The sequence below is a fragment of the Lysinibacillus sphaericus genome (assembly GCF_015844675.1).
Lineage (GTDB): Bacteria > Bacillota > Bacilli > Bacillales_A > Planococcaceae > Lysinibacillus > Lysinibacillus sphaericus_E.
This window is the reverse complement of the sequence record NZ_LDGC01000062.1, coordinates 1-26,898: the sequence shown is the minus strand read 5'-3', so window position 1 is coordinate 26,898 and position 26,898 is coordinate 1. Positions and strand designations below refer to the sequence as shown.

26 protein-coding genes and 1 other annotated feature are annotated in these 26,898 nt (G+C 36.8%); of the genes, 19 read left to right on the top strand and 7 right to left on the bottom strand.

The genetic code is table 11. The features are described from left to right. The first annotated feature begins 297 nt into the window (after positions 1-297). The 4 genes from ABE34_RS15255 to ABE34_RS15240 all read left to right on the top strand — a co-directional run bounded on the left by ABE34_RS15255 (position 298) and on the right by ABE34_RS15240 (position 5,996). A complete protein-coding gene (locus ABE34_RS15255) occupies positions 298-1,929 on the top strand; it encodes a Na/Pi cotransporter family protein (protein WP_197143362.1) in 1,632 nt (543 codons plus the stop codon). A gap of 203 nt (positions 1,930-2,132) precedes the next feature. Next, entirely contained in the window at positions 2,133-2,612 is a 480-nt protein-coding gene (locus ABE34_RS15250; RefSeq protein ID WP_197143361.1) for a DUF456 domain-containing protein, read from the top strand. 176 nt (positions 2,613-2,788) lie between these two features. Next, the gene (locus tag ABE34_RS15245; protein ID WP_197143360.1) at positions 2,789-3,394 is read left to right on the top strand and encodes a superoxide dismutase; all 606 of its coding nucleotides are present in this window, start codon (positions 2,789-2,791) and stop codon (positions 3,392-3,394) included. 397 nt (positions 3,395-3,791) lie between these two features. Beyond that, a complete protein-coding gene (locus ABE34_RS15240) occupies positions 3,792-5,996 on the top strand; it encodes a peptidoglycan D,D-transpeptidase FtsI family protein (protein WP_197143359.1) in 2,205 nt (734 codons plus the stop codon). A 137-nt stretch (positions 5,997-6,133) separates the two neighbouring features. Here the strand turns inward: ABE34_RS15240 and ABE34_RS15235 are convergent, their stop codons facing one another. Next, positions 6,134-6,331, bottom strand: a complete 198-nt coding sequence (locus ABE34_RS15235) for a hypothetical protein (protein WP_206700655.1) — start codon at positions 6,329-6,331, stop codon at positions 6,134-6,136. Positions 6,332-6,714: 383 nt separating this feature from the next. Here ABE34_RS15235 and ABE34_RS15230 point away from each other — a divergent pair, with 383 nt between their 5' ends. The 9 genes from ABE34_RS15230 to ABE34_RS15190 all read left to right on the top strand — a co-directional run bounded on the left by ABE34_RS15230 (position 6,715) and on the right by ABE34_RS15190 (position 16,540). Beyond that, positions 6,715-7,689 carry a PstS family phosphate ABC transporter substrate-binding protein gene (locus ABE34_RS15230; protein WP_197143358.1) on the top strand — a complete coding sequence of 325 codons (975 nt, stop codon included), beginning with the start codon at positions 6,715-6,717 and terminating at the stop codon, positions 7,687-7,689. Positions 7,690-7,753: 64 nt separating this feature from the next. Continuing rightward, complete coding sequence (pstC, locus tag ABE34_RS15225; RefSeq protein WP_197143357.1) at positions 7,754-8,701, top strand: phosphate ABC transporter permease subunit PstC; 948 nt, start codon at positions 7,754-7,756, stop codon at positions 8,699-8,701. A gap of 1 nt (position 8,702) precedes the next feature. Next, a complete protein-coding gene (pstA, locus tag ABE34_RS15220) occupies positions 8,703-9,581 on the top strand; it encodes a phosphate ABC transporter permease PstA (RefSeq protein WP_197143356.1) in 879 nt (292 codons plus the stop codon). 12 nt (positions 9,582-9,593) lie between these two features. After that, positions 9,594-10,427 carry a phosphate ABC transporter ATP-binding protein PstB gene (pstB, locus tag ABE34_RS15215; protein WP_197143355.1) on the top strand — a complete coding sequence of 278 codons (834 nt, stop codon included), beginning with the start codon at positions 9,594-9,596 and terminating at the stop codon, positions 10,425-10,427. 13 nt (positions 10,428-10,440) lie between these two features. After that, positions 10,441-11,100, top strand: coding sequence for a phosphate signaling complex protein PhoU (gene phoU, locus ABE34_RS15210; RefSeq protein ID WP_197143354.1), 660 nt, complete (start codon positions 10,441-10,443; stop codon positions 11,098-11,100). Positions 11,101-11,976: 876 nt separating this feature from the next. Then, positions 11,977-12,849 (top strand): hypothetical protein, encoded by an 873-nt coding sequence (locus ABE34_RS15205; RefSeq protein ID WP_197143353.1) that lies wholly within the window; start codon positions 11,977-11,979, stop codon positions 12,847-12,849. 179 nt (positions 12,850-13,028) lie between these two features. Further along, complete coding sequence (locus tag ABE34_RS15200) at positions 13,029-14,099, top strand: mechanosensitive ion channel family protein (RefSeq protein ID WP_197143352.1); 1,071 nt, start codon at positions 13,029-13,031, stop codon at positions 14,097-14,099. Positions 14,100-14,138: 39 nt separating this feature from the next. Continuing rightward, positions 14,139-14,403, top strand: a binding site (T-box leader). 182 nt (positions 14,404-14,585) lie between these two features. Next, complete coding sequence (trpE, locus tag ABE34_RS15195; protein WP_197143351.1) at positions 14,586-15,971, top strand: anthranilate synthase component I; 1,386 nt, start codon at positions 14,586-14,588, stop codon at positions 15,969-15,971. Next, entirely contained in the window at positions 15,968-16,540 is a 573-nt protein-coding gene (locus ABE34_RS15190; RefSeq protein WP_197143350.1) for an anthranilate synthase component II, read from the top strand. Before trpE ends, ABE34_RS15190 begins: the two co-directional genes overlap by 4 nt. An 80-nt stretch (positions 16,541-16,620) precedes the next feature. Here ABE34_RS15190 and ABE34_RS15185 read toward each other — a convergent pair whose 3' ends face one another. Together ABE34_RS15185 and ABE34_RS15180 are read right to left on the bottom strand one after the other, a co-directional pair. After that, a complete protein-coding gene (locus tag ABE34_RS15185; protein WP_197143349.1) occupies positions 16,621-17,112 on the bottom strand; it encodes a hypothetical protein in 492 nt (163 codons plus the stop codon). A gap of 3 nt (positions 17,113-17,115) precedes the next feature. After that, complete coding sequence (locus ABE34_RS15180) at positions 17,116-17,559, bottom strand: hypothetical protein (protein ID WP_197143348.1); 444 nt, start codon at positions 17,557-17,559, stop codon at positions 17,116-17,118. A 159-nt stretch (positions 17,560-17,718) separates the two neighbouring features. On the opposite strand from ABE34_RS15180, the gene rpmG reads away from it, so the two are divergent. From rpmG to ABE34_RS15160, 4 genes are all read left to right on the top strand, one after another. Then, entirely contained in the window at positions 17,719-17,868 is a 150-nt protein-coding gene (gene rpmG, locus ABE34_RS15175) for a 50S ribosomal protein L33 (RefSeq protein ID WP_008408521.1), read from the top strand. A 67-nt stretch (positions 17,869-17,935) separates the two neighbouring features. Continuing rightward, positions 17,936-18,520 (top strand): 5-formyltetrahydrofolate cyclo-ligase, encoded by a 585-nt coding sequence (locus ABE34_RS15170; protein WP_197143347.1) that lies wholly within the window; start codon positions 17,936-17,938, stop codon positions 18,518-18,520. 2 nt (positions 18,521-18,522) lie between these two features. Then, positions 18,523-18,732 (top strand): YqgQ family protein, encoded by a 210-nt coding sequence (locus tag ABE34_RS15165; protein ID WP_079563422.1) that lies wholly within the window; start codon positions 18,523-18,525, stop codon positions 18,730-18,732. Positions 18,733-19,003: 271 nt separating this feature from the next. Continuing rightward, positions 19,004-20,899 (top strand): LTA synthase family protein, encoded by a 1,896-nt coding sequence (locus ABE34_RS15160; protein ID WP_197143346.1) that lies wholly within the window; start codon positions 19,004-19,006, stop codon positions 20,897-20,899. A 330-nt stretch (positions 20,900-21,229) separates the two neighbouring features. Here the strand turns inward: ABE34_RS15160 and ABE34_RS15155 are convergent, their stop codons facing one another. Further along, positions 21,230-21,409 (bottom strand): DUF2759 domain-containing protein, encoded by a 180-nt coding sequence (locus ABE34_RS15155; protein ID WP_079563420.1) that lies wholly within the window; start codon positions 21,407-21,409, stop codon positions 21,230-21,232. Between the two features lie 168 nt (positions 21,410-21,577). Between ABE34_RS15155 and ABE34_RS15150 the strand changes: the two genes are divergently transcribed. Further along, positions 21,578-22,222 carry an MBL fold metallo-hydrolase gene (locus ABE34_RS15150; RefSeq protein WP_197143345.1) on the top strand — a complete coding sequence of 215 codons (645 nt, stop codon included), beginning with the start codon at positions 21,578-21,580 and terminating at the stop codon, positions 22,220-22,222. A gap of 608 nt (positions 22,223-22,830) precedes the next feature. Here the strand turns inward: ABE34_RS15150 and ABE34_RS15145 are convergent. Further along, positions 22,831-23,073, bottom strand: coding sequence for a DUF2626 family protein (locus ABE34_RS15145; RefSeq protein ID WP_024361272.1), 243 nt, complete (start codon positions 23,071-23,073; stop codon positions 22,831-22,833). Between the two features lie 119 nt (positions 23,074-23,192). Then, positions 23,193-23,903 carry a helix-turn-helix transcriptional regulator gene (locus tag ABE34_RS15140; RefSeq protein ID WP_197143344.1) on the bottom strand — a complete coding sequence of 237 codons (711 nt, stop codon included), beginning with the start codon at positions 23,901-23,903 and terminating at the stop codon, positions 23,193-23,195. A 1,142-nt stretch (positions 23,904-25,045) separates the two neighbouring features. Between ABE34_RS15140 and ABE34_RS15135 the strand changes: the two genes are divergently transcribed. Then, positions 25,046-25,417, top strand: a complete 372-nt coding sequence (locus tag ABE34_RS15135) for a GntR family transcriptional regulator (protein WP_197143343.1) — start codon at positions 25,046-25,048, stop codon at positions 25,415-25,417. A gap of 69 nt (positions 25,418-25,486) precedes the next feature. On the opposite strand, the gene ABE34_RS15130 is transcribed toward ABE34_RS15135, so the two are convergent. Continuing rightward, positions 25,487-26,844 (bottom strand): IS3 family transposase gene (locus ABE34_RS15130; protein ID WP_197143236.1). Its coding sequence is split into 2 segments (ribosomal slippage): positions 25,487-26,373 and positions 26,373-26,844, totalling 1,359 coding nucleotides; the frame shifts between segments, so codons are not numbered across the junction. Positions 26,845-26,898 lie beyond the last annotated feature (54 nt).

The window sequence follows — 26,898 nt, the reverse complement described above, 5'->3', positions numbered from 1 at the left end:
CCAAAAGTTGTGGATGACTTTTGTTAAAACATATACTATGTAAATAAGTTGATCTTCGTTCTGACTGGGTGACTTCAGGAAGCTATACTCTTTGCGAAAGCGAAGCGACAGCAACAACAAATGTTTTCTGTAGCGAAAGCGCCCAGTCGGAACGGAAATCAACCACACGTTTTGGTGATGATTTTTTGAAATGTTAATATTGTGTAAAGAAGTTAAAGGTTATCTTTACTTTTTCTTTATTATCATTTAAAGATTAGAACTAGAGTAGTAGAGACGTAGGAATTGGAGCGAATACAATTGACAATAGATTGGCAAAGTATACTATTTCAATTTTTAGGCGGTTTAGGAGTCTTTTTATTTTCCATTAAATTTATGGGGGACGGGCTCCAAAAATCGGCAGATGATCGACTGCGTGAATGGTTGAATCGATTTACAACAAATCCTCTAATGGGCGTGTTAGTGGGTATAGTTGTAACGATTTGTATCCAGTCGAGCTCTGCAACGACGGTAATTACGGTTGGGCTAGTGAGTGCAGGGTTTTTAACATTACGACAAGCAATCGGTGTCATTATGGGAGCCAATATTGGTACGACAATTACTGCATTTATTATTGGTATAAATATCGGCATTTATTTTTATCCGTTATTAGCGATTGGTGCAGGGTTGTTATTTTTCTTTAAGAAATCTACCTATCAGTATATCGGACAAATATTATTTGGCTTCGGGGGATTATTTTTAGGATTAGAGTTAATGAGTGCAAGCATGCAGTCACTTCATCAATTAGCTGATTTTGAATCATTAACGCTTCAGCTAAGCAATCTGCCCGTTGTAGGAATTTTTCTAGGGGCAATGTTTACATTGCTTGTTCAAAGCTCAACAGCGACTGTCGGTGTGCTACAGGGCTTATACGCCGAGCATTTAATTGGCTTAGAGAGTGCTCTACCTATTTTATTTGGTGAAAATATAGGCACAACCGTTACAGCAGTATTAGCTTCACTCGGTGCTTCTATATATGCTAAACGTGCGGCAGCGGCACATGTGTTATTTAATATTATAGGTACAATCATTTTCATGGTGTTCTTTACACCCTTTATGCAGTACGTTTTATGGATTAGTGGGCTATTCCATTTAGAGCCGAAAATGCAAATAGCGATAGCGCATGGCTCATTCAACTTCATTAATATGATGATTCAGCTGCCATTTATCGGAGGATTGGCTGCACTTGTCACGAAGCTAGTACCTGGGCGTGATGGCAATATTGATGTGACAACGAAACATTTAGATCCTTCATTCATCGATTCCTCTCCAGCGATTGCACTTGGGCAAGCAAAGGAGGAAGTACTACGCATGGGGGAGCATGCGCTTCGTGGTTTAGAAGAAACATTTATATATATGAAAACGGGTGATGCTACTCATATTCCTACAGTTTTACAATTAGAAGTAGCGCTCAATCATTTAGACAAGGAAATTACAAATTATTTAGTAATGGTGTCTAAGCAGCCACTTTCTCGCGCAGACTCAGTAAGACACCATACACTTTTAACAAATGTACGGGACATTGAGCGTATTGGTGATCATTTTGAAAATATTTTAGAGCTTTTACAATATAAAGATCATCATGAGGTAACTTTAAGTAAGTCAGCACGACAAGATTTAATAGGGATGTTTAGCTTAGCGATTGAAGCCGTACGAAAGAGCATTGCGGCATTGGATACAGCTAGTTTGAGCTTGGCGCAGGAAGTAACTGAGCTCGAAAGTTTGATAGATGATATGGAAGATAAGCTAAGACAAAAGCATATTGCACGCTTAAATACAAATGAGTGTAATGGAGCTGCGGGAATCGTTTATACGGATATCGTTAGCAATTTAGAGCGTATAGGAGATCATGCTGTAAATATTGCTGACTCTATTTTAGGAATTAGAAATTAAGGAAATGAAACCTTCAGCTTTGTAATTTCGTATGAAAGGAACAGCGCGATCAGGCGGGTTAAATAGAAATATTGAGGACTTATTTGTTGAGAATGAGCTATCTATGCCTTTATTTGTTACGAGGAAACAGCTCTACTCTCGAACATAGAGGAAATCAGGACTTCTAATTATCTAACTTGATGCACGAAAAGGGGAGGTTTTATATGGAAGTTGTAGGCTGGGTATTAGTGATTGCCTGCTTTATCATTTCATTTGTTGGATTGGTATACCCGATCATTCCAGGTGTACTCTTTTTACTTGGTGGTTTTTTAGTATATGGATTGTTTTTTTCATTTACAGAGTTAAGTTGGTTGTTCTGGACGAGTGAAATTATATTTGTTGTCATATTATTTGTTGCTGATTCTGTAGCAAATGCCTTTGGTATTAAGAAATTCGGTGGCTCCACTGCAGGTATGTGGGGCAGTACTATTGGTTTATTAATTGGCCCGTTCGTCATTCCTGTTCTAGGAATAATAGTAGGTCCATTTTTAGGAGCAGTAATTGCAGAGTTAATGGTAGAGCGTCGTACATTTGGAGAGGCTGTAAAAAGCGGTGTTGGCTCTCTCGTGGGCTTCTTAACATCGACACTCGCAAAAGCTGTGATTCAAATCATCATGATTGTTGTGTTCTTTATAGCGATATGATTTTCTTCCCTAAGACGTTTAACAATTAAAGAAACAGGTTAGGATAGTAATCGTATTGGCTTTTCAGTCAAAAGGCTGAAATCTTTCATTTGAAGTATTTTTCGTTGAATGGTTTGACCAATTTTGATAATCTAAGAATGTATTAATTATTTCTTTACTTTAGGAGGAACTTAACAATGGCTTATGTATTACCACAATTAACTTACGCTTATGACGCATTAGAACCACATATCGATGCAAAAACAATGGAAATTCACCATTCAAAACACCACAATACTTATGTAACAAACTTAAACGCAGCAGTAGAAGGTACTGAATTTGCTGAAAAAGACATTAACGAACTTATCGCAAACATGGATGCTCTTCCAGCTGACAAACAAACTGCTGTTCGTAACAATGGTGGCGGACATGCTAACCATACATTATTCTGGGAAGTAATCGCTCCAGGCGGTTCAAACACTCCAGTTGGTGAAGTTGCAAAAGCAATCGATGCTAAATTCGGTTCTTTCGATGCATTCAAAGAAGAATTTGCAAAAGCTGCTACAACTCGCTTCGGTTCAGGTTGGGCTTGGTTAATCGTTGATGGTGACTCAGTTGCTGTTACATCTACTCCAAACCAAGACTCTCCAGTTATGGAAGGTAAAAAGCCAGTCCTAGGTTTAGACGTTTGGGAGCATGCTTACTACTTAAACTACCAAAACCGTCGTCCAGATTACATCGGCGCATTCTGGAGCGTAGTAAACTGGGATGTAGTAGAAGCTAAATTCCAAGCTGCAAAATAATCTCTATTTAGATAGAAGGCTATGCCACGGTGATGTATCACCGAGACATAGCCTTTTTTGCTGTCTTTTTAGGTTCTAAACTCTTCTACGTATCTATAAATGGTTGGGGATGTTCCGATACGCTTGCTAAAAAAAGCAGTCAGTCGGTTAAATTGAAAGAGGAGTTCGCCGGACTATTTGAAGAAGTTTTATATTGTGCCTCCCCCCCTTCCAATAATTTATGTAAAAACATTTTCAAGTAATCAATCAAAAACAGAAACTTTTCAACTCAAAATGCCGTCAAATAAATGATGTTTTCAAACATAAATTCACAAGTACATGCTTTCCTGACGTACCTTCGAATGGTATACTAGATATCGTGTATTTAAATTGTAATTAGATGAGGAGGGGAATACATATGCGCAAAGCACCGGGTAAAAACCGCGCGACGAATGTTAAAGCAAAACATCACTCTAATTTAACATTTCGTATGAATGTCCTTTTCTTTGCTATATTTATCGTATTTTCGTTGCTAATTTTTAGGCTTGGCTATATGCAGATTGTAAAAGGGGAAGATTATGTACGCGAATTAGAGCGTAAAGAAGAAGTACCTGTTAATACAAGTGTGCCAAGGGGACGTATGTATGATCGATACGGACGTATTTTAGTGGATAACCAACCAGAAAATGCTATTACGTATACGAAAATGCCGACGACAACAACTGAAGAAATGCTGGAGATAGCGGAAAAGCTGGCACAATTGATTGAGCAGCCTATAAACCGTGTCACTTTACGTGATAAGCAGGATTTTTGGATTATTAAAAATCATGACGCTGCCTATAAAAAAGTAACAGAGGCAGAAAAAAAGAAAATTGGTGCCCAAGAAAATATTTCGACAAGTCAAATCAATGGACAGATAGATAAACTTGTTCGTGAACGAATTACAAACGAAGAATTATTACAACTTACAGAAAAGGATATGGAAGTATTAGCAATTTTCCGTGAGATGGTATCAGGCTACAATTTATCACCGCAAATTATTAAGAGTGAAAATGTGTCAGATAGTGAATTTGCACTTGTCTCTGAGCGTTTAACTGAACTACCAGGCGTTAACACAACAACGGACTGGAAGCGTTTGAAATTATCATCACTCGCTATTTTAGGACGAACAACTGTACCAGCAAAAGGGATTCCGAAAGAAAAGCTGAATTATTATTTAGCTCGAGATTATTCACGAAATGACCGTGTTGGTGAAAGTTATATTGAAGCTCAATATGAAGATTTACTTCAAGGACAAAAAACCGTTGTTAAAAATATTACGAATAAAAAAGGGCAAGTAGTCGATACCGTTACGACTTATGAAGGTAAACCTGGTAAAGATTTAGTCTTAACACTAGATAGCGAGTTAACAGCTGAAATTGACAAAATTGTTGAGGAAGAATTGCTTAAAGTAAAATCACAAGGAGCTTCAGCTTTACTGGATCGTGCCTTTTTAGTTATGATGGACCCAAATACAGGCGATGTTTTATCAATGAATGGTAAAAAAATCGAAAAAAATCCTGAAACAGGAAAGAATGAAGTCGTTGATTATTCGTATGGAACTTTTACAACAGCTTATGAGGCAGGTTCTGCAGTTAAGGCAGCGACATTGCTAACTGGGTATAGCCAAGGAGTAATAACACCAAGCACTATATTAGGAGATGAACCTATCACGTTAGCTGGTACAAAAGCAAAAAAATCAGTTTTTAATCAGTCCGGCTATATTTCAATGGATGGTTTAAGAGCTCTAGAGCAATCTTCAAACGTTTATATGTTTAAAACAGCTTTACTTATTAACGGAACACCATATAGCTATGGGATGCCACTTCGTTTAAATGACTATACATTCCCAAAAATGCGTAATTCTTATGCACAATTCGGGTTAGGTGTAAAAACAGGAATTGATTTACCAAATGAAGTTAGTGGGGTACAAGGTCCGACTGGTCCAACCTATGGGGGTAAAGCACTCGACTTAGCTATTGGACAGTATGATACGTATACACCGTTACAATTGGCACAATATATCTCGACAATTGCAAATGGTGGCTATCGCATTCAGCCACATGTTGTGAAGGAGGTACGAGAACCATCAAATGATGGGCAATCGCTAGGCCAATTAGTAACAGAAATAGGACCAACAGTTTTAAATCAGATTAATAATTCATCAGATGAAATTGACTATGTAAAACAAGGGTTACGTCGTGTTTATACAGGCGCAAATGGTACAGCAAAAAGATATTTTGCAAATGCACCATATACAGCTGCAGGAAAAACAGGAACAGCTGAAGTAATGTATTACGGAGATTTACGACAGTATAGGGGTCAGTATTCACTTACTTATACGCATGTAGGCTTTGCCCCTTATGAGAATCCTGAAATTGCCTATGCCGTAGTTATTCCTTGGGCTTCAACAAACCCTAGACAGCCTTTTTCGGCTAATAATGAGATTGCAAGAAGAGCTGTAGATAAATATTTTGAGTTAAAAGCAAAATATAACACTGAAAAAGTGACAGATAGTAATGTAAAACAACCAATTTTACCTGCTATTACACAAGACAAAATTGGTGAAGATGAGCAAAAATAAGAGAAAACCGCTAGTGCATTTCAATGCCTAGCGGTTTTTTTACAGTTTCAGAGTATTATTGAATCCCCGCGAAAAAACCACGGTATGAAAAAGTCATATTTTCATACTGTGGTTTATTTATTCTCAAATAGAAGAACTTATTGTACAGATAATTGTTGAATTGCTATTTCAAATTGTTGTTTCGGTTTTATTCCATAAAGCTCTATATTATTACAAAAATAAGACTCTACCATAAAATCAACGGCTTCCTCTAGAGTATATTCCCGATGATCCATAATAAGTGTTAAATATGTTTTAAAGTAATTGGCATTTTGTACTTTTGCATGTTTAATCACAAAGTCAAACTCCTCTTAGATTATTTCCTGACACAATTGCTTATTATAGCATCTTTCCATAAGGAAGCAAGTTTATCCTCACTTTGAAGAATGCTCCTACCTCTGAAGGTAGTGAGATCCATGCAGCAGTGGTCCTTTCAGAGGGGGGCAGGCACCTAAGAAAATAGAGGAATTTAGTTTAAGTACGTCCCATCCCGTGGCAATTTATCTACAGCGGCAGTAACAAATATGTCAATTGTAAATCCATCTTTACAATCGTTTACAAAGCATTACATTCCTTTACATCTCTTTTACGAACCGTTTATACGACTTCAACATTTAATCATTATAGTAAAGATTGTAAGACAAATAACTATAAAATGTTTATGACGGGGGCAAATGAGATGAAAAAGTGGAAGTACTTAACGATGACAGCGGTAATGGGGTCAGCATTAATGCTTGGTGCATGTGGTAGCGACTCTGCGCAAAAAGGTAACAATGCAGAAACAAACACACCGGCGAGCTCGGGACAAGATGCTGCTGACAAAAAGCTGCAAGGAGCTGTAGCTGGAGATGGTTCATCAACAGTTGCACCAATTATTGAAGCAGTTGTTGAAGAGTATGCAGGGACTCAACCGAATGTCAAAGTATCGGTAGGTGTTTCAGGTACTGGTGGTGGCTTTGAAAAATTCATCGCAGGTGAGACAGACTTTTCAAATGCATCTCGTCATATAAAAGATGAAGAGAAAGCGAAACTAGAGAAAGCAGGAATTGCTTTTACAGAGCTTCCTTTAGCATATGACGGCATATCAGTTGTCGTGAATCCTGAGAATGATTGGGCAAAAGATTTAACAGTAGAGCAATTAAAGAAAATTTGGGTTGAAGATGGTAAACCTAAAAAATGGTCTGATATTGATCCATCTTGGCCAGACGAAAAAATTGTCTACTACTCACCAGGTACTGACTCGGGGACGTACGATTACTTTGATGAAGTTATTTTAGACGGCGCTGATCTAGCAAGCTCAGCAACATTATCAGAGGATGATAATATGTTAGTTCAAGGTGTAGCAGGTGACAAAAACGCAATCGGCTTCTTCGGCTACGCTTACTACCAAGAAAATAAAGATAAATTAGGCATTGTGAATGTAAATGGTGTTGAGCCAACAAATGAAACAATTGAATCTGGTGAATACGCACCGCTTTCACGACCACTATTTGTATATGTGAAAAATAGTGCTATGAAAGAAAGCGAAGCGGCATATGATTTTATCAAATTTACACTTGAGCATGCGGGAGAAATGGCAGAAGCAGTAGGTTATGTCAGTCTACCTGAAGATAAATATAGTGAAGCTTTAAAAACTTTAGAAGGCTTAAAATAAGTAGACATGCATAGAGGGGAAGAGATGTATGCTCTTTCCCTCTATTATTTGAAAGGAGCACCCCATGGTTTCTCAAAAAGAAAACAAGACATCATCTGTGCAGCAATTAATTGCAAATTCGCGCAATCAAAAAACGAAGAAAATAGTGGAAAAAGCAATGCCAGCACTATTATTTTCTGCAGCTCTTATCTCAATATTGACGACATTTGGCATTGTTTTCACCCTTATTTTTGAAACGTTTGAATTTTTTAAACGTGTTTCGATTACGGATTTCCTATTTGGTACACAGTGGCTACCGTTTTCAGGAAAGGAACCGTTATTTGGGATTTTACCTTTAATAGCTGGGACATTGAAAGTTACGCTTATTGCAGTTGCCGTAGCAGTTCCGTTTGGCATAGCTTCAGCTATTTATTTAAGTGAATATGCAAGTGAAAAAATAAGACGTATAGTTAAGCCTATTTTAGAAGTGCTAGCAGGTGTACCAACAATCGTTTATGGATTCTTTGCATTAACATTTGTAACGCCGATGTTACAGCAAATTATTCCAGGGTTAAAACTTTTTAATGCACTTAGTCCAGGGATTGTTGTTGGGATTATGATTTTACCGATGATTACGTCACTTTCCGAGGATGCGATGTCATCGGTCCCAAATAGTATGCGTGAAGGAGCTTTAGCTCTTGGAGCAACAAAGTTTGAAGTAGCTATAAAAGTAGTATTACCAGCTGCCTTATCAGGTATTGTCGCTTCAGTTGTTCTCGCTATTTCCCGGGCAATTGGAGAAACTATGATTGTATCGTTAGCAGGTGGATCTACGCCTAAATTCGATTTAGATGTGACAGACTCGATTCAAACGATGACTGCGTATATTGTACAAGTTGCAACAGGCGACGCGGGTTATGGTACGACAATTTATTATTCTATTTATTCAGTAGGATTCACATTATTTATCTTTACTTTAGTGATGAATTTACTAGCACACTATATTTCGAAACGCTTCAGGGAGGTTTACTAGCATGCGCTATATGGATGACACGGTCGTCATGAAACGAATGACAAAGCGTATTACATTCAATAAAGTTTGGAAGTCATTTTTCTTCTTAGCAACAACCTTTGCTTTAGTGACACTTGTTATTTTGCTTTACCGTATAGTAACACAAGGTGTCGACTATTTATCAATCGATTTTTTAACGAATTTTGCTTCACGTTTTGCAGATAAAGCAGGCATTAAGGCAGCTTTAATAGGATCACTTTGGCTGATGGCAGTCGTTGCTCCAGTATCGATACTATTAGGTGTAGGGACTGCGATTTATTTAGAGGAGTATGCAAAGAAAAATAGACTAAATGATTTTATTCGTATGAATATCTCGAACTTAGCGGGTGTACCTTCCATTGTTTTTGGTTTACTTGGGTTAACAATTTTTGTTCGAATGCTGGGACTAGGAAAAAGTGTTTTAGCAGCCGGCTTAACAATGAGTTTATTAATTTTGCCAGTGATCATTGTTGCCGCACAGGAGGCAATTCGTGCAGTACCGAATGAACAACGAGAAGCTTCTTATGGCATGGGTGCGACAAAGTGGCAAACGATCGTGCATGTTGTACTACCAGCAGCCATTCCTGGGATTTTAACAGGAAGTATATTAGCGATGTCTCGTGCGATTGGTGAAACAGCACCACTAGTTGTTATTGGTATTCCAGTTATTTTACAATTTTTACCTAACGGTTTGTTAAGTCAATTCACAGCTTTGCCAATGCAAATTTACGATTGGGCAAAACGTCCGCAAGAGGCATTTCAATATGTAGCGTCAGCCGGTATTTTAGTACTTATGACAGTGCTTTTACTGATGAACTCTATTGCCATCTTTATTCGAAATAAATTCCAAAAACGTTATTAATGAGGTGACCTTATGGTACTGGGTATTAAAGAGGAAAAATCAATTGTCAAATCCATTCAAACGGCTACAAAGCCATCAGCTGATGTTGCCAAAAAAATAGTATATGATACACGTAATTTGAATTTGTGGTATGGGGATCATCATGGTTTAAAAGAAATCAACTTAAGCATCTATGAAAATGAAGTAACAGCTATAATCGGACCTTCTGGCTGTGGGAAATCTACTTATTTAAAAACTTTAAATCGAATGGTAGAGCTTGTACCGAGTGTTCGAACATCAGGTGAAATAGTCTATCGTGAGCGCAATATTTTAGATAAAAACTATACGGTCGAGGAATTACGCACTCGAGTAGGTATGGTATTCCAGAAGCCAAACCCATTCCCAAAGTCTATCTACGATAATATTGCATATGGTCCACGTATTCATGGTATTAAAAATAAGAAGATTCTTGATGAGATTGTCGAAAAGTCTTTACGAGGTGCGGCAATTTGGGATGAAGTAAAGGATCGCTTAAATCAAAATGCATATGGCCTATCAGGTGGTCAGCAACAACGAATCTGTATTGCACGTTGTTTAGCGATTGAACCAGATGTTATTTTAATGGATGAGCCAACATCCGCACTTGATCCGATTTCTACATTAAAAGTCGAGGAGCTTGTACAAGAGCTGAAAAAAGATTATTCAATTATTATTGTGACACATAATATGCAACAAGCAGCGCGTATTTCCGATCGTACAGCATTTTTCCTAAGTGGAGAGGTCGTTGAATACGATAAAACAGACGTTATCTTCCAAACACCAGCAGATCAACGTACTGAAGATTATATTTCAGGTCGATTCGGCTAAGGAGGAGCAGTAAATGGTAGTACGTGAACGTTTTGAACAGGAGTTAAAAGAAGTCCAAGAGCAATTTATAGAGATTGCTAATAAAAGTGTCAACGCTCTTAAATTGGCGTTTGAAGCATTATTAAATCAGGATTTAGAGACATCCTTAAAAATTCTTGAGGACGATTTAATCATCAATCGTCTTGAAGAAGAAATCAATGATCATGTTATTTTAATGATTGCGAAGCAGCAGCCTGTAGCTACTGATTTACGTCGTCTTATGGTGCTTGTCAAAGCGGCATCTGATATGGAGAGAGTAGGGGACTATGCAGTTAATATTGCAAAAGAAACAATTCGTATAGGAAAAGAGCCCCTAGTCTTTCCTACAACAAATTTGCAAACGATGTGTAATAAGACTGTAGAAATGCTAGAAAGTATCATTAAAGCTTTTACAGAGGAAGATACTGTTCATGCCAAGGAAATTGCTGAGCTAGATGATTACGTTGATGATTTATATGGAGCGACAGTAACGCTATTGCTACGTGCCGGAGCTGAAAATCCAGCACATATTTATCAAATCACACACCTAACATTCGTTTGCCGATATTTAGAGCGCTCAGCTGACCATGCAACAAATATTGCTGAACATTTATTCTACTTAGTCAAAGGCAAACATTATGAATTAAATAATTAGTAATGAAAGAGCCAATTATAGGCTCTTTTTAGTTTGTCGACATAAGAATAAAGTGTATCAATAAACAAAGGTTGATTTTCTCTCCGAGTTGGCGCTTTCCGCGGGCTTGGCCTCAATCTCCTCGTCACTTCGTTCCTGCGGGGCTTTCAGCTCAAGCTCATCCCGCAGGAGTCGCCACTCTCCGTGAAAAATCAACAGTTCCTATCGAAAGTATGAGAAACATAAAACTTTATTTATTAGGAGTAACGTTTGATTTGCAGTCTGATAAGAGAGCCAATTATAGGCTCGTTTTTTCATAGTGTTGAAAAACAAACGCTTAAGGGGATTTTTTTAAATATGGTGTAGGGTGATTCCGTGCTACTAATTCTCCGGTGTGCCAGTGTCGAGTCACTTTGTTAACACTCCACTTTTGCACATGTAATCAATTCTTTTGATGCTTCATTTTCGAGCTGACGCTCCGCTTTCGCACATAAAAAAATGCTGAAGTTTTATTTTATCACTAAAATTCATGCTAGAAGATACATACTATGTGAAATAGTTGATTGGAGTGGAGACTGAGCGACTCCTCGGGGACCAGCGTCACAGATGAGACCCTGCAGCGAGCATAGCGAGTGAAGCGGCTCATCGGACGCCCCCAGGAAGCTTTGCTCTGTGCGAAAGCGTAGTGTTAACGTAGCGGCAGCAACAAAGCGCTCAGTCGGAACGGAAATCAACCCCTAGCCTTGCCGAAAAGCCGTATTTTATTAATACTAAATAACAGCAACATTTTATTAAAAATAGCGTCAAAATACTGCAAGCATTATTGTATTGTCAAAAAATTATTTTGGTTATACTATAGACATTATCCGAAAAAATGTGCTGAGGTGGTGCTGTTTCGTGAAAGACGCTGTAGAATCACTCATAGAGAAATTTGATCTGGAATTCACGCCAGAGCAACGAGACTTTTTACGTTTTCTATATGAAAACTTACATCTTGAGGAATTAAGTGACAAAGAACAAAGTTTTTTTATTGACTATTTTTACAAGAGTGAAACATTACGAAATATGGCAGCATTTGCACTTGAACTGGCAGATATCATGCGTGAAATTTGCGAACTTATACCAGCTATTGAGAAAAACGAACGATTGACCATTGGAAAAGAGAAATACTTGTATAATGAGCAAAAGTGGCAGATAGCCAGGCGTCAAAAGCTAAGTCGTCAAACAATAAAAAAAGGAAATATTCTATATGTTCCTTTTGATGAATACAAAGAAGAAACAGGTCCAATTATTATTTGTCTTGAACAAACAACAGGAATGGCTGCATATTCCGAACTTTGTAAGAGCATAATTTTACCGTTATTTATGAACGCGCACCGTGAACTTCGCGATTTATATATCGTTCCATATGACTGTCAAATTCATGTGCATTATCGATTCGAAAACGGTCATTTAAATTTATCAGATTTTAAGGGTTTTATTGAATATAAGGCAAAGGGAGAAGCTGCAATTCTGCCAGTACTTCATTTTGTAAAAGGCTTACTTCAAGAAAACCAGCATTGTACAGAAGCGGATATTATCATTTTTACAGAAGGTACACCAATTGATGGACAGCATCTCGTTGGGAAACAAGCGAAAGCTTTACTTGAGGAAATGAAGCGTAAGTACCATGCTGAATTTTCCGTTATCGCTATGCATGAACATAATTTTAATGAGCAGCAATTTTGGTTCGCCAACAAGGCTTTTTTTGCGGATGACGCTATTCAATAAAAAAGGAGCTGATCGTATTGGTTGGCTGCTTTTTTGTAGTTAAAGACACTATAGTTTTGATGCCTGTGGTTCACCTAAGCATAGTCGGCGTCTCAGGCAAAAGTGCTGGAGGTTTACTTTTTCTTCGGGCTCTCAAGCGCATTTGTTTTGAATATACATAGTAGTTAGAGGAGAATGAAATGGATTCATTGAAGTGGTTATTACCTAAGATTACAGCACCAACATGGATGGACGTTATTATTGCCATCGCTCTTTGTGTAGTTGGTTGGTTGTTTCAACAATTTGTAATAAAGAAAATTATTAATCGCATAGTTGTATTTTTGAGAAATCGTCATCGAGATTTTCAAGCAACGGTGCTAGAACAATTTAATAAAGCGATTCGCTATGCATTCATGTCTGCAGTGATTGTACTTAGCTTGTCGTTATTATTAGGTATATTCTTATTTACACATGTAGCAACTAAAAATTTTGTGTTGTCTATTATGGTGTTTTTTGCCTTTAAAGGTGTATATGATGTATTACATTTTTATACAAAGCAGCCACTAACATTGAATAATGATGAAGAACCGAATGTCCTGTTACCGTTTTTTCTTCGTATAGGAAAAGTGCTGATCATGATATTGGCAATGTTTACGATCGCTTCATTTTGGGATTTTAACTTGAATGGCTTTTTAACTGGGATTGGTTTAACGGGTGTAGCGATTGCTTTTGGTATTCGAGATACATTAGCCCATGTTTTTGGTGGGATGTCAGTCGCATTAGATAATCCGTTTCAAATTGGTGATTGGGTAGCAACGGAGGACCAAAAAATAGAAGGAACAATTGAGGATATTAATCTTCGAAGTACATTAATTCAAACGGGTGATAAAGGGCTTGTTTATGTACCTAACTCTTATTTGGTAAATCGACCAATCTATAATTTTTCCAAAAGGGAAAAACGAAAATGTGAGCAATTTTTATTTGTGGCTGCGGAAAATGAGGAAGAAACATTACGCAGTGCTTTAAGTGCTATTCAAAAGGAAATTTATTTGCATGCTCAAACAGAAAAAGATATGATTCATGTATTTATAGATGAATTTTATCCAACTTCCTATCGAGTCCTTGTACGTTTCTTTGTGGCAACAAATGATACGGCAGTAATGTTAAATGTGCGACAAGATATTTTGTTTGCTATTCGTCAAATCTTTCAAGAACTAAATATTATAGTAGCTAATCCGGCTGAAGAGGAATGGGTTAGTAATAAAAAATAATTTGAATTGTTAGTTTTCTTGTTTTACAATGAGTATATGTAATCAGCCTTGATGAAGAGTAGTAGCCATTATTATTTGTTATAGAGAGCTAGTGGTCGGTGGAAACTAGTACAAAAACTTGGCGAATGGACTTCGGAGCTCTAATCCTGAATAAAGTACGGATTAGCGTCTGCCTACGTTATAGGGCATAGAGAGGGTCTTTAAATCATTCAGCGGCTACCAAAGCATTAGCTGAATGTAATTATGCCGGAGCATAATTGATTAAGACCAATGAAGGTGGCACCACGGCTTTTCCGTCCTTTTGTGATGGAAAGGCCTTTTTATATGTTTTGGTGAAACTGAACAGTGTTATACAGTTCAAATTCCTGACACAATATTTAGTTAGACGAAAGCGAAATGCTAACGAAACGACAGTGTCAAAAAGCCAGTGCATAATTGATAGATTTTGGTGTAGAAGAGCAGAGCATAGAGAAGGAGAGAAAGAGTATGACAGTTGAGCTTAGAAAGTTTGCTATGAAGGCATTACAGGGTGATATGATGACACCAATTTCCGTTTATCAATCACTTGAAGGGAAGCACAAAATGCTTTTCGAATCGTCTGCCAAGCATGAAGAAAGTGGGCGTTACTCGTTTATTGCCGTCAACCCAATTGCAGAACTGATTGGAGATAGGGATGGTTATTCTTTTACAAAAGACGGAGAAACAGAAAAATCGAATGACAATGTATTGCTAAAATTACAGCAAGTTATGCCTTTTCATAAGACACAATACCCTTTCGCCTTTTTTGGAGGAGCAATCGGGTTCTTTAGTTACGAAACAGCTTTTTATACAGAAAAAATAGGTGAATACTTGCAGGATGATTTAGAAATGCCAGATGTCCATGTCTTTTTCTATGATACATTCATTGTTTTTGATCATTTAAAACAAGAGGTTACATTAGCGGCAATCGATTTATTTAATGAAGGTCGTTCTCTTGAATCGATGGAATTGGCTATTTCTACAATGCAGAAGCAGCTTCATGCTGGAACGACATTTGACGCCATGACGTTTGGAGAGCTAAATTTTAAACCAAGGATTGACAAAGAAAATTTTTTAGCAATGGTTGATCGCGCTAAGCAGCATATTCGTAAGGGTGATATTTTCCAAATTGTCTTATCACAACGCTTTACTTCACCGTATACAGGGAATCCTTTTGCTTTATATCGTCAGTTACGTACTTCTAACCCTTCGCCATATATGTTCTATATGGATTTTGGTACGTATACGATTTTAGGAACATCTCCTGAAAGTCTCGTTAAGGTGAAGGATCGAAAGGTCACGACAAATCCGATAGCAGGAACGAAGCCTAGAGGTAAAACAGTGGAGCAGGATAACGCGATTGGGGAAGTGTTATTAAATGATGAAAAAGAAATTGCTGAACATCGTATGCTCGTAGATTTAGGTCGTAATGATCTGGGGCGTATTGCTAAAGTCGGTTCAGTGAAGCTTATAAAATATATGAATATTGAGCGTTATAAACATGTTATGCATATTGTATCGGAGGTTATCGGTGAATTACGCGAGGATGTACATGTTTTGGACGTTCTTAGAGCTTGCCTTCCTGCTGGTACAGTATCGGGTGCGCCGAAAATTCGCGCAATGCAGCTAATCAATGAGCTAGAACCGGTGAAGCGTGGTGTCTATGCTGGCGCAGTAGGTTATATTTCTACAACAAGGGATATGGATTTAGCTCTAGCCATTCGGACTATGATCATTAAGGATTATCGTGCGCATGTTCAGGCGGGGGCCGGTATTGTGTATGATTCAGTGCCTTTGTCAGAATACGAGGAAACACTAAATAAAGCTCGCGCACTATTGGAGGTAAAACAATGATTTTACTAATCGATAATTATGATTCATTCACATATAATTTATTTCAGCAAATAAGTATGCTTGGGAAAGAAGTTAAAGTAGTACGTAATGATGAAGTGACAATCGAAGAAATTAAGAACATGCAACCAGAAGCTATTATTTTATCGCCTGGACCAGGTGCGCCAATAGATGCTGGTATAACAATAGATGTTGTCAAAGAGCTTTATACGAAATTTCCGATTTTAGGCATTTGCCTTGGACACCAATCGATAGGGCAGGCTTTTGGCAGTAGTATCGTTCAAGCTAAACATATAATGCATGGAAAATTATCGACGATTCAATATGAAAAAACAGGCTTATTTGCTCAGTTAAACGGTAAAATAGAAGTAATGCGCTATCATTCCCTCGTCATTGAGCCAAGTACGTTACATGGTGATTTTAATATTTTAGCAAAGTCCAGTGGTGATGGTGAAATAATGGCGATTCAACACAAGGGATACCCACTTTATGGGTTACAATTTCATCCAGAATCCATTGGCACACAAGAGGGTAGCATAATGATGCAAACATTCTTAGAACAAATTTCATAAACGAAATAAAACAGGCTGCCATCAAAAATCAGTAATTGTGATTTTTGGTGACAGCCATTTTTACAAATAGGATGGTAATATTATTGCTTTTTCCCTGTAATCAATTTCGCAATTTCCTCTAATGACATTGAAGAATTGACATCGTAGGCACCAATTTGTAAGCTTCGGGCGTATTTAGGATTAGCAAGTAAAAGTTCCATTTCTACACTATTTTCGATGACGCCACCATCTTCAAGCTTTTGCGCTACAGTATATGGTTCCATACCGCCATAAATTTGAAGCGTCATAGTGACGTTTCCTTGAGACGCCGATTCATGTTTATCTTTAGTAGTTGTTTTAGGTGCTTCTGTATTCTGTGTGTTTTCCTTTGGCGATTGTTTAACTTGTTCTTTTAACAATGCAATTTCTTTATTTGCCTGATCGAGCTTTTTTTGCAGCTTCTCTACATTTTCTGTGTTGTTGGAAGCTTTCGTCGGAAGTCCGATATTGAGATCAAAACGAACTGCTAAAGCTAGTAATGCTCCGACAAGAAAAAGTGCAATGCCAAATGCGCGGATAGCGGAATTATTCATAGGTTACTGACCTCCGTTTGCAATCACTTGGCGGACTTGCTCTTCAGTTAAGTTCGAACGAATACTTATATCGGCTACAGAAAGACCCTGCTTATTAAGTTCAAGTACCTGACTTATAATAATTTGATGGATAGGTTTCGTTTTTGAAGCAGCTTGACCTGTTTTTGATGTCTGAGCAGCTTGTTGAACAGTTTGAATGACTTGTTGGATGTTCGGATTTGGTATCGTGTTATTTTGTGCAGATGATGATTTAACCTGAAACTCTGGCTCTAATAACAGCTCCTCCTCAACAATTTTCATACGACGTTTTAAATTATTTGTTTCTTGAAAAATAGAGATGGAAAGCTCTTCTACATCTTGTTCGACTTTTTTTGAGTTATTTTTGAAAAAGAACGACACGATAATTAGGAGAATTCCCACAATCATAAGTATGATGGATAAATCCACTAGTTTCACCTCATTAAGTATGTAATTATAAGGTATTTTACCATATGCAAACTTAATATGAAATGAAGGTAGATTTTTTTTCAGTTTATGTTATAATAGGTTAGTCGTATAAATCATGCTCAAAATTTAAATTCTTGATATAGAGTGGGAGGGTTAATAATGCGCGTAAACATTACTTTAGCTTGCACAGATTGCGGCGAACGTAACTACATTTCTAAAAAGAACAAGCGTAACAATCCAGAGCGTCTTGAACTTAAAAAATATTGCTCTCGCGAGAAGAAATACACTCTTCACCGTGAAACTAAGTAATCGCTCATTAAGCCAAAACCACATGTGGTTTTGGCTTTCTACATTTTTAATGGGAGGATAGCTTAACATGGATAAAACAACTTTACGGAACGAGGTAAAGGAAGCTTTGGCCGAAATGAGCGAAGTAGCTTACCACGATCAATCATTTGCTGTATTAAAAAAAGTGTTACAGGAACCATATATAATAGAAGCAACTACAATCGGTATCACTATTTCCAATAAGCCAGAAATCGACACAATTCAATTAATAGAAGAACTATGGCAACTTGGTAAAAAAGTGGCAGTACCTAAATGTAATCCAAAAACAAGAGAAATGTCATTTTACGCCATTGAATCGTTTGACCAGCTTGAAACTGTTTATATGCATTTGCGTGAGCCAATTCCAGAAAAGTGTGAGTTTGTTGACGCAAATGAAATGGATGTCATCCTTGTTCCAGGAGTTGTTTTTGATCCGTTCGGCTATCGAATCGGCTACGGCGGTGGTTATTATGATCGCTATGTATTAAACTATAAAAAGGGTAAGCTTATGTCTCTCATATTTAACGAGCAGCTATATGAACATATCCCAAGAGAAGCGCACGACTGCCCAGTAGATATCATTGTGACACCGACAAAACGTCTTGACTGTGTAACACAACGAGGAGCGAACTAAAAATGGACAAAATGTTAGATATTTATGAATTACTAAAAACATATGGCACTTATATTTACACACGAGATCCGATTGGTGATTTGATGTTAATGGAGGATGAAATTCGCGAGTTGTATAAAGCGAATGTACTAGATATTAAAGATTACCAAATGGCATTGTTACTAATTCGACAAGAAACAACAAAACTTCGTATGAAAGAAAATAGCCAGTAAGGTTTTAAAATAAATCATTTGGGGGATTGTAAAAATAATGTAATATGTATGTAATATTCTTAAAACAGAGGTTTTCCACTGTTTTTATGATTTGTGAAACTTTTTACAATTAAAAACGTATATATTATTGTCCAGAGCGAACATGGAGAACAGTTTTCCATAAATATATCTATTGATTATCTGTAAAAAATGGATTAAGATATATTTTGTTTCAGTAACAAATTGTAAAAAATTATTATTTTTTTGTAAGAAAGTAAGGAGGATGTTAGGAATGAAATCAATTAAGTGGCCTAAACATTCATTTATGATACTAGCAATTGTAGCAACTTGGATAAAAACGGTCATTGTTTATCACACAAGCTTTGAGATGAAAATTGAAAATGCAATGCAGCAGTTTATTTTGCTTATTAATCCATTGAGCTTCGTGCTATTTGCTTATGGTATTTCGTTATTCTTTAAATCACCGAAAGTTAAAAGTCGTTATATAATTACTATTAGTGTTATTTTATCGATTGTTTTATACGGAAATGTGGCATTCTATCGTTTCTACAACGACTTTATTACGCTACCGGTATTATTCCAAACAAGTAACTTTGGCGATCTAGGAACTTCAGTAGCAGCGATTGTCAGCCCTTGGGATTTATTATATTTCATCGACGTGCTGATTTTAATTTTAGCGAACAAATATTTGCCAAAGATGAAGGAAACAGTAAAAGTCAACGTAGAATTCCGTCGCGCGTACTTCGTATTAGCGATTGCGATGACATTCTTAAACTTAGGATTAGCTGAAACAGAGCGTCCACAATTGTTAACACGTAGTTTTGACCGTGAATTACTTGTGAAAAACATTGGTACGTATAACTACCATTTGTATGATATTTATATTCAATCAAAATCTTCTGCTCAACGTGCGTTAGCGGATGGCAGTGAATTAGTAGAAGTGAACAACTATATTCGTTCTAATCAAGCAGCAATCAACCCTGAAATGTTTGGTAAATACAAGGGGCGTAATTTGATCCTTGTTTCGATGGAGTCTTTACAAAACTTTGTTATTAATAATCAAATGGATGGTCATGAAATTACACCATTCTTAAACTCTTTAACAAAAGATAAAGATACGTTTTATTTCAGTAACTTCTATCACCAAACTGGATTAGGAAAAACTTCTGACTCAGAGTTTATTACAGAGAACTCATTGTTCGGCTTAGGTCGAGGTGCCGTATTCTTCACGCATGGTGGAAATACGTATAACTCAATGGCTGAGCGCCTTGGAGATAATGGCTACTTTACAAATGTCATGCACCCGAATAATAAATCATTCTGGAATCGTGACATGATGTATCAATCATTACACATTAATAAATTCTATGATATAGATTCATATAAGATTGGCGAAGGGGAAGCAGTTAACTGGGGTATGAAAGATGTTCCATTCCTAGAGCAATCTGCAGCCTTAATGAAAGATATGCAACAGCCATTCTATTCTCGACTAATTACTTTAACGAACCACTATCCATTCACATTGGACCCTGAGGATGTAATGATTCCTGAATATACGTCAAACTCAGGTACATTAAATCGTTATTTCCAAACAGTTCGTTATATGGATGAAGCTCTTAAAGACTTCTTCCAAAGTTTAAAAGATCAAGGTGTATATGATAACTCTATTATTGTAATGTATGGTGACCATTACGGTATTTCAGAAAACCATAACAAAGCGATGGCTCAATATTTAGGAAAAGAAAGCATTACATCATTTGATAATGCAATGCTTCAAGAAGTACCATTATTTATCCATATCCCTAACTCAGGTGATGGTAAAGAAATGACAGAGATTGCAGGACAAATGGATTTACGTCCAACAATTTTACACCTTCTTGGCGTTGAAACTTCAAAAGATATGCAACTTGGTGCAGACCTATTCTCACCAGAGCATGAAGATTTCGTTGTTTTCCGTGACGGTCGTTTTGTAACAGATAAATATGTATACGTTGGTGAAGCTTGCTATGACAAAGCAACTGGTGAAGAAATTGATGGTGAGCCATGTGAGCCATACGCTGAACGAGCTACGAAAGAACTAGAAAATTCTGATGCCATCATTAACGGTGATTTACTCCGCTTCTATGACCAAAAGACAGGTAATTTGAAGCAAGGGGCAGTTAAGTAAACAAAGAAAGAGATCTCATGTTTAGTGAGATCTCTTTTTCGTTGTATATTAAGCGTCCATTAGCGAGATTTCAAGAGAGGTGACGAGTTTATTTCCATATAGTCTGGAAACCTCATTTAACACTTAAATAGGGGTGTTTGGAAGGGATTTTATGTAATCCTTTTCGACTGAAAATTTAAAACGTTCTGGAAGCCATGTGAGCAGCTTAGAAGAAAGGGTGGTGAAGAAATAATCCTTACTGCTCGAAAGCTCAAAAGAACAGCTCAAATAGGAAGTAAATAGAAAAAAGAGCAGCCTCGTATGGAGACCGCTCTCTTTTTTGTCTGAATTTTAGTGTAATGTTGGTGGGTATCCGCTGTGAATTACAGTCATAATTACGAACCAACCGAATACTACTGCACTTAATAAGTTGAAAACAACGCTTAAAAGGTTCTTTTCTTTAAGTGCTTGGAATGTACCAACTACAGCTAAAATTGAAACTAGACCAAAAATAACCATTAATAAGTTCATTAAAAATTGACACTCCTTTCGACATCAGAAAATGAATGTCGTCAACAATATTCCTCCTTAATTGTAAACGTTCTACCTGTTTTTGTCGAGAACTAAAATAGCTTAAACTATGAACATTTATCGTCAAATTGTGGTAAAGGCTGTATAATTGATATTGAGGTGATAGTAATGATGAACGTACGAAGTTATTCACTTGGACCTGTCCAAACGAATTGTTATATCGTATCGAATAAAAATAAAGAATGCATAATTTTTGATCCAGGGGAAGAAGCAGATCGAATTACTAAGGTAATACGTAGTAACGGCCTAAAACCATTAGCCATTTTTTTAACACATGCGCATTTCGATCATATCGGTGCCGTAAACGCTGTCCGCGAAGCTTTTAATGTTCCATTATGGATTCATGAAAAAGAAGTAAGCTGGTTAGGAGATCCAACAAAAAATGGCTCTAGTAAATACGCAGCATTACCAGATTATATTGTCGATGCTCCAGCAGAAGAAAATATAATTAAAAAAGAACAGCTATTTGAAATAAGCGATTTTGGTTTTAAAGCTATTTTTACGCCAGGACACTCACCGGGTAGTATTTCATATATATTTGAAAATGATGGCTTCGCTATTGTTGGAGATACACTCTTTGAACAAGGTGTCGGTCGTACGGACTTACTAGGAGGATCAACAAAAATATTACTTGCATCCATCCATGATAAGCTGTTGACATTACCTGAAGATACTATTATCTACCCTGGCCATGGTAATTATACAACGGTCGGTGCGGAAATGGAGACAAATCCTTTCTTGAATGGTTTTTAATAAATAGAAGAGATAGTTGAAAAATGGCATAGCGAAGGTTGATTTCCGTCCCGACTGGGCGCTTTGTAGCTGCCGCTTCGCTTTCGCTACAGAAAACATTTGTTGTTGCCGCTTCGCTTTCGCACAGAGCAAAGCTTCCTGGGGGCGTCCGATGAGCCGCTTTACTCGCGAGGCTCGCTGCAGGGTCTCGGGCCAACAGATGTCTTTTGCGCGAAAGCGTGAGTGCAACGTAGCGGCAGCATAGGGTTTTGGTTTTGTTTGTGCGAAAGCGCAGCGGTAGCGGCAACAGCGGAATGTTGGTCACGAAGGCGTTATCACAGGACGTTGATGCTTTTAGCCTTCGTTCCTCTATAACGTTGATCCCCAAGGAGTCGCCCAGCCTCCACTCCAATCCAATTCACTTAAATATATGGCATATGTTTAATAAATGACATCCCAAAACTATTGGCGATGAACTTGGAGAATGTATACTATAAAAATTCCCCTGGCATTTTCGTAATGCAAAGGGGAATTATACTATGCTTTGATTATATTTTATGGTTCTAATGAATAAATTTACATAAAAAAAGCATGTCTCATATTGGATGAGACATGCTTTTTTCTTTGTATTAATGACCGCCACCAGGTACGTGAATGAATGTTGTATAGTACGTGAAGCCAGCAAAGAATACAGTTAAATATGCTCCGAAAATGTACATGTACATACGTTCTGAAAGGTTCAAGAAGCCTAATAATAAGAATAAACCTGTATTACCTACGAATAATAGCGATACTTCGTTCATACCACCAAGGTAGAACATGACTGCAAAAATACCTGTCCAGAATGCCATAACTTTATACATATTATCCATGAAGATTTCCCCTCCTTTTGCCCACGACACAATAATCTCTTACTCATTATAAATGATATGAAAGGTATCTGTAAACTGGAACTTCTTCTTCTTTGTGACAAACCATTGGAATTTAAAAGTTAGTTATCAATTTCTGTCACGTTTATTTCATATTTACATAAATCACAATTATGTACCATGCTATCAATTTGTATAAAATCACTGCTCGAAAATAGTGCATCAACCTGTCCTTTTAAATACGATTCATGTAAAGAACAAACAAGTTCTGAATGAGTAGTAAGCTGCCCTTGGAATGGACAATTAAAAATGGAGAACGTCACCTTTTTACCGTTTACTGTTTGTTGTACTTGCGGAATATACCCAATTAATGCTGCATTGTCAGTTAATAGCTGAAGCTTTTGTTCGAAGGAAAGGTTATTATTTAATTGTAATTCAGCATTTACATAATTCTTCATTTGCTGATAACCGTCTTGGTAGCTTATATCTTGGCATCTTTCTAGTGCAGATGGTCCGAATTCTTCAATTAATTGGATTGTCCACTTTAATAGTCGCTCCTCATCACGTCTTGGGAACGTTAGGGATACACCTTTATCTGATGCCTTATAAACACGACCAGGCCTGCCGCCTTTCCCAGTTTTTGCAAAATCAGCTGTGATGATATTGATTTCTGATAGCTTTGTTAAGTGTAAACGTGCAACGTTTGGATGTATGCCGAACTTATCAGCGATGTTTTGGACCGTTACAGTTTTCTTCTCTTGCAGGATGTACTCATAAATAGAGTATCTAGTCTCATCGGCTAATGTACTAGTAATTTTTAATGGATGGATCATTTACTTCACCTCTATGTAATTTTTGAATGCTATTTAGTTTTACCAAGTGTTAGGAAAAAAACCATGTTAATTCTATTATATTGTATTATTTAAAAAGATACAGTTCCTTTAGGCATAAATATTAACTTTTTCATAAGATACTGTTCATTTTTAGTGGAAATTTGCATGTACTTCACATTTTTATAGCAAAAAACACGTTTGATAGGAAATTTTATAGCAAATTTTTATTTTACAAAAAGGGCTTTTTTCGTAATTGGTTATTATCTATACTAGGAAATAACGAATAGAACGGATATATTCGAATGAACTAGAAGAAGGGATTTAATTTATAGAATTTTTAAATAAAAAAGGCATTCCAAGTCTTTCATGGGATATAGAAATATATTTGAGTTATGTGGGATGAGGCTAGTTATGAATAAAAAAGATGAAAATAATGATTATATTCTGGAAGCTTCAAGATGGACGCTCGCTTTAACACTTGCAACTTTATTAATTTAGGGAATTTTTGATGTTTTCAATGCGCAAAATACAGGGTTTGGTTTTCCGTGGTGGTTAATAATTGAAATAGTTTTTGATTATACTGTCTCAAGATACTACTGTATATTCAAAAACTCAAAAAAATAAACTAAAGCTAAAGAAGCTATAACCCATATTAGGCTTGGGTCTGCAATAGCCCTTAGGTTCTACACATATGGTTTAAATCAATATAATTTCTGGTATCAAGATATGTCAGTCAAGGCTACGCAAATTTATGAGCATTGATTTTCCGCTGGGGTCCAATCGCAAATACGAGGCTCTGTAATTCGGTGTCTTGTATTTTTTTACGTAAAAATCCGGTAATTCAACATTATAGAGGCCTATTTGCAGACAAATTAATTAAGCGTATTTATTATGAAACATAGCGAGCAGCAAGCTGATTTTAAATGTTTAATAATCATTTTGGTCGATTGATATAATTAATAAATTGCACTACCACTTTATTCCTTTATCTTAAAAATAGTTGCTCAACCGCGCTCATTAAATAAAATAGTTGCATTGTATTTTGCAATGTGTTAAATGTGTATAAAGTGTATATATATTGTATTATATTGAGGGTTTTTACTAGTATGTTCTCAATCAACAAATGAAGAAGAGGGATTAGCATGCAAATCATTATTTCAAATAGTTCAAAGGAACCGATCTATGAACAAATTACAAATCAAATTAAGTCATTGATTTTAACAGGTGACCTCTTGGAAGGGACAGCATTACCCTCTATGCGTCAATTAGCAAAGGATCTACAGATTAGTGTGATCACAACCAAGCGTGCTTATGAAGAATTAGAGAAGGCCGGCTTTATTTATTCCATTATAGGTAAGGGTTCTTTTATTGCGGAGCAAAATTTAGAGGTAATCAAAGAGAAAAAACTAAAAGTCATTGAAGAGCAGTTGAGTGCAGTCATAAAAAATAGCAGAGAAATAGGAATGTCACTTAATGAATTGCAAGAACTATTGAGTATTTTGAATGAGGAGTGAAGCAATGGAAAATGTCATTGAAATAAGTAATATTGAAGTGACCCCTAAAAGTTAGACACGGTTATTTCATTAGGCTGCTTGGGTAAAACGAGTTCGGTATTGCACCGGACTCGTTTTTAATTTTGCCTTGATCCGTTTCGTATTATAGTAATTTATATATTTTTCTAATTCTATTTTAAAATGCTCTATACTTTCAAATTCCCTCATGTAAAGGAATTCGGATTTCATAATTCCAAAGAAATTCTCCATGACAGAGTTGTCGTAACAGTTTCCTTTACGAGACATACTTTGAACAATCCCTCTTGATTCTAAGGCGCGACGATATTTATTCATTTGATAATGCCAGCCTTGATCGGAATGCATGAGTAACTGGTGGTGCTCAGGTAAACGTTCGAGTGCTTTGTCCAACATGTCTGAAACAAGTGAATAGGTTGGTCTAGAGCCAATTGTATACGTGATAATTTCCCCGTTAAATAAATCTAAAACTGGCGATAAATAAAGTTTCTCACCGAACAATTTAAATTCCGTAATGTCTGTCACCCATTTTTCATTTGGGGCATCTGCTTTAAAATTGCGGTTTAAAATATTTGGCGCAATTTTGCCAACGTTTCCTTTATAGGATTTATACTTTTTCATACGTACTAAACATTTTAAACCTAACTCTTTCATGATACGTTGCACTTTTTTATGATTCACTTTTTGCCCACGATTCGCTAGCTCGTCACGAATACGGCGATAGCCATAACGCCCTTCATGTTCTTCATAAATCGCCTTTATTTCTGCTTTTAAATCGGCATCTGGATCTGGTCGATTCATACGTTTTACTAAATCATAGTACGTACTTCGTGGAATGCCAGCGAGTTTTACAAGTGCTTTCACCGAATATTTATGCCTTAACTCATAGACTACATGTGCTTTGTCCTGTTTGGTGATTTTTCCTTGTTTTGAACTAAGGCATTCAACTTTTTTAAATACTCATTTTCCATTTCTAGTTGTTTAATACGTGCTTCAAGTGCTTCAGTAGAGCCTGTAACTGGCGCTTGTTTCGATTGTTTATTGAATTCTTTTTTCATGGATGGACGCCCCTTTTTCTTTGATTGAAGGGCATCTAATCCTTGAGTTTCATATTGCTTTCTCCAAACACTAATTGTTGAAGGGGCAGGTATCTTAAAAATTGCTGCCGTTTCGTTTAAGGACGTACCATTTTCAATCATAAAATTTAGTACATCCATTTTAAACTCTAGTGTGTAATTTGTATATGGCTGAATAAAAGCTTCAACACCATTGTATTCATATTGCTTAACCCATTTAAGGATTGCTTTATTATCAGTCTCCATAGATTTAGCTATATCATAGGAACTTTCCTTTCCATTTAAGTAACGCTCCACAGCTTGTAATTTATCTTTGGCAGTATATTTTTTGACCATACAAAAACTGCACCTCCAATTGTTAGATGTGTCTAACAATTGGGGCGCAGTTCA